The organism is Mycoplasmopsis felifaucium ATCC 43428 (assembly GCF_000687775.1).
GTDB lineage: Bacteria > Bacillota_I > Bacilli_A > Mycoplasmatales > Metamycoplasmataceae > Mycoplasmopsis > Mycoplasmopsis felifaucium.
In genome coordinates this window covers 1-3,463 of sequence record NZ_JHXS01000032.1, presented here as the reverse complement: position 1 = coordinate 3,463, position 3,463 = coordinate 1, and the positions used below count along the sequence as shown (strand labels likewise).

Sequence of the window (3,463 nt, the reverse complement as noted above, 5' to 3'; positions counted from 1 at the left end):
TAAGTAAAGACTTTTTAACATCTTTTAACTTATCTAAGTTATTAGATGTTTGAGTAATTAAGTTATCTATATTTTTGAAGAATTCACCTATTTTATACTGTTCATTGTTAGAACAACTATAGAAAGCGAGTTGTTCTAACATATCTTTAACTATATATGGGATATTACCAGCCCTAGATTCTTCTTCTATTATCGCTGGTAAATTATTATTTATGCAATTAATAAGAAATTGATGATATGAATCATTAAAGTCACTTAATACATACGTTCTTTGGTATGCGTTGAATTTTCCTTCTGCAATGTGTGTAAATCCAACTGAAGCTCCATTTCCAACAACTGTTATTGCAGGGCCTTGAAAGGCTCAATTATTTATTTTGAATTTTTCCTGTGAGCAGGTGAAAAAGTCGTATTCACCATTTTTACACATTGCATTTGCGTCTAATTTTCCTGTAGTTATTGAGCAAAAATTACTAAGTGTATTTTTTGCTCAACTATCTTCAAACCCCTTAAACCTAATATCAGGCACCATTCTTTTATTACTCATATTAATAAAATAATAGCACAATTATTTGGATAATCTAGGAGTGCAAAAATCAAATAAAAATAACAGTTTTTAGCTGTTATCGTTTTGTTGTTTAACTAAATTACGGTAATACTCATTCCGTTTTTCTTTATTCTTTCATTTTTCTACTTGGTTAGCTTTTTCTTGTTGAATTAAAGGAATTCTTGTTCTAAAAATATAATCATTTATAGCTTCACCAAGTCCATTTTGAAGTACGTCACTTGTATAAAACTTAGCCGCTTTTTTAACCACTTCACTCGCATTATCCATTGCATAAGCAAACTGTGTTTCGTTAAACATAGCTATATCGTTTTCACTATCGCCTACGCTCATAACATAATTAATATCAGCATTAAACATATTTGTTAACTTAACTAAAGCGGAACCTTTAGAAATGCCTTTTTTTGTTATTTCAACGTGTGTTGATAAGTTTAATACATCTATATTTCCTTCTATTTTTAATAGATCTGCATAAATTAATTCTTTTATTTCTTTAGAAGTTGGATAAATTTCAATTTTGGCTATTTTATCTTTAAAACAGTCTTTTTGGTCTAATTTTCAATTTGAATATTCAAAGAAACGATCAAAGAATTCTCTTGCTTCCTTAGTTTCATTTAATAAATAATAGTTTTCTTTACCATATAAAAATGCTACAGTTTGATATTTATTAATAACTTCAGCAACTGGTTTAATCAATTCATTATTAATATGTTCAAAAGCTAACATTTTGGCTTCTAGAACATCATAAATAATTGATCCACCAGTACAAATTAAATATCTGCTATTTAACTCTTTAACTAACTTAGTTAACTTAGGCAATAATGGATTACCAGTAGTAAGAATTAACTCAACCCCATCATCCTTAATGGCTGATAAGATATCTTGTTTAGTACTTTCAAGCAATTTCTTAGATGGAAACCCATATAGAGTTCCATCTATATCACTAAAAATTAATCTTTTAATCATATTATCTAACTAATAATGAATCTTCTTTCATTTCTTTTGGCTTAGATACATTAATGTAATCTAAAACAGTAGGTGCAACATTAGCTAATTTACCATCTAATAATTTAATACTCTTATCTGTACATACAAACATAACAGGACTGCTGGTATGTTTTGTAGCTGGTTTACCATTAGCATCCTCTGTAATTTCAGCATTACCGTGATCAGCAGTAATAAATACTGTTACATCATTTTGCTCTGCAAAATCAACTACTCTTTTAATTTGAGCATCTAAGAATTCTACCGCTTTAATGGTTGATTGTAAATTACCTGTATGACCTACCATATCTGGATTAGCGTAGTTCATAATTGTGACATCATAATTTAAGCAGTTCGCTAATAGTTCATCTGTAATTTCTTTAGCTGACATTTGAGGAGCATCTGCATAGCTTTCAACTTTTAATGAAGGTACCATAATTCTTTTTGAATTTTTGAATTCAATATCATTACCACCGTCCATAAAGAAGGTTACGTGTGCATATTTTTGAGTTTCAGCTAATCTTAATTGACTTTTACCTGCTAATTCTAAAACTCTACCAATAGGCATATTAACTTCCATTTCGTTGTATGCTACTAAAGTATTTAAGCCTTCATATTTCATCATTGAAACAAATCTTGAAATATGAACTGGATGTGCAGGTTTAGCTTCATATAAATCTGAGCTAATGAATAAATGACTAAGTTGTCTAGCTCTATCTGGTCTAAAGTTAAAGAAAATAATTGAATCGTTATCCTTTACAAATTCAGCACCATTTTTGCCGGCTGGAATTAAGAATTCATCAGTAATTCCTTCATTATATTGTTCATTAACATATTTAATTACATCATCATAATGTTTTTCTGAATTACCTAAAATAGCTTCATAGTGTTTTTCAACACGATCAAACATTTTATCACGGTCCATGCCATAGAATCTTCCACCGATTGAAGCTATTTGATAGCCGTATTCATCGCAAATTTTACTTAACTTTTCTAATGAACTTAAAATTGATTTAGGAGCTACATCTCTACCGTCACCAAAAGCATGTACTGAAACTTTTTTAAGACCATAATTATGAGCCATTTTTAAAAGTTCAAATAAATGATTTTCTAACGAGTGCACACCACCAGGACTTAATAATCCCATTAAATGTAATGTAGCATTCTTTTCTTTTACATCTTTAAAGGTATCTAAAACGATTTGATTCTTTTCAAATTCACCTTCTTTAATAGCTTGGTTAATTAAGCTTAAACCGGTGTAAACTATTTGACCTGCACCAATATTTAAGTGGCCAACTTCAGAGTTCCCCATTTGGCCTTCAGGTAAACCAACATATTGAGCACTAGCTTGTAAAACACTATGCGGATATTCACTTAATAATTTATCAAAAGTAGGAGTTTTAGCTAACTTAAATCCATTCCCTTGAGTTTCTTCTCTTAAGCCTAATCCGTCTATTACTATAAGTACTGTTTTTTTCATAAAAACCTCCATAATTTGAATATATTTTATATTTTATATTATTGTTTTTGATTGAATACACTTTTATTAAATTAGTAAAATAATTAATAAGGAAAAATTTTAAAAGTAATAATGCTGACTGAAAATATTAATTTTTAAGTTTTCTAAAACATCTGTTTTATAGAGTTTTTATAAAAAATATTAAAAATTGTGAAACCTAAAAATATTTTTTGCCAAATATGCAAATTAAAAAAAAAAAAAAAATATAATTAATACAGTCTATTATTTAATATTAGATTTAAAAGTAAAGGAAATAATATGGCAGATAAAAAAGTTACAAAAATTGTTGGTGCTGTTAGTGCAGCTGTTGTTTCAACAACTGCTATCGTTGCTTTAGTTACAACTATTCAGCCATCATCAAAACAATTCAACAAAAAACACAAAGAATTAATGAACAA

General features: G+C 28.4%; 3 protein-coding genes. All 3 read right to left on the bottom strand.

Annotated features, from left to right (window positions below; translation table 4 throughout):
• The coding region (locus T390_RS0103535; RefSeq protein WP_027335098.1) for a restriction endonuclease subunit S at window positions 1-544 on the bottom strand (544 nt) is incomplete at its 3' end.
• Between the two features lie 69 nt (window positions 545-613).
• Window positions 614-1,528: a Cof-type HAD-IIB family hydrolase gene (locus T390_RS03940; protein ID WP_036436316.1), complete on the bottom strand. Its 915-nt coding sequence runs from the start codon at window positions 1,526-1,528 to the stop codon at window positions 614-616.
• A gap of 1 nt (window position 1,529) precedes the next feature.
• Window positions 1,530-3,026 carry a 2,3-bisphosphoglycerate-independent phosphoglycerate mutase gene (gene gpmI / locus T390_RS0103525; protein ID WP_027335097.1) on the bottom strand — a complete coding sequence of 499 codons (1,497 nt, stop codon included), beginning with the start codon at window positions 3,024-3,026 and terminating at the stop codon, window positions 1,530-1,532.
• Between the last annotated feature and the right edge of the window lie 437 nt (window positions 3,027-3,463).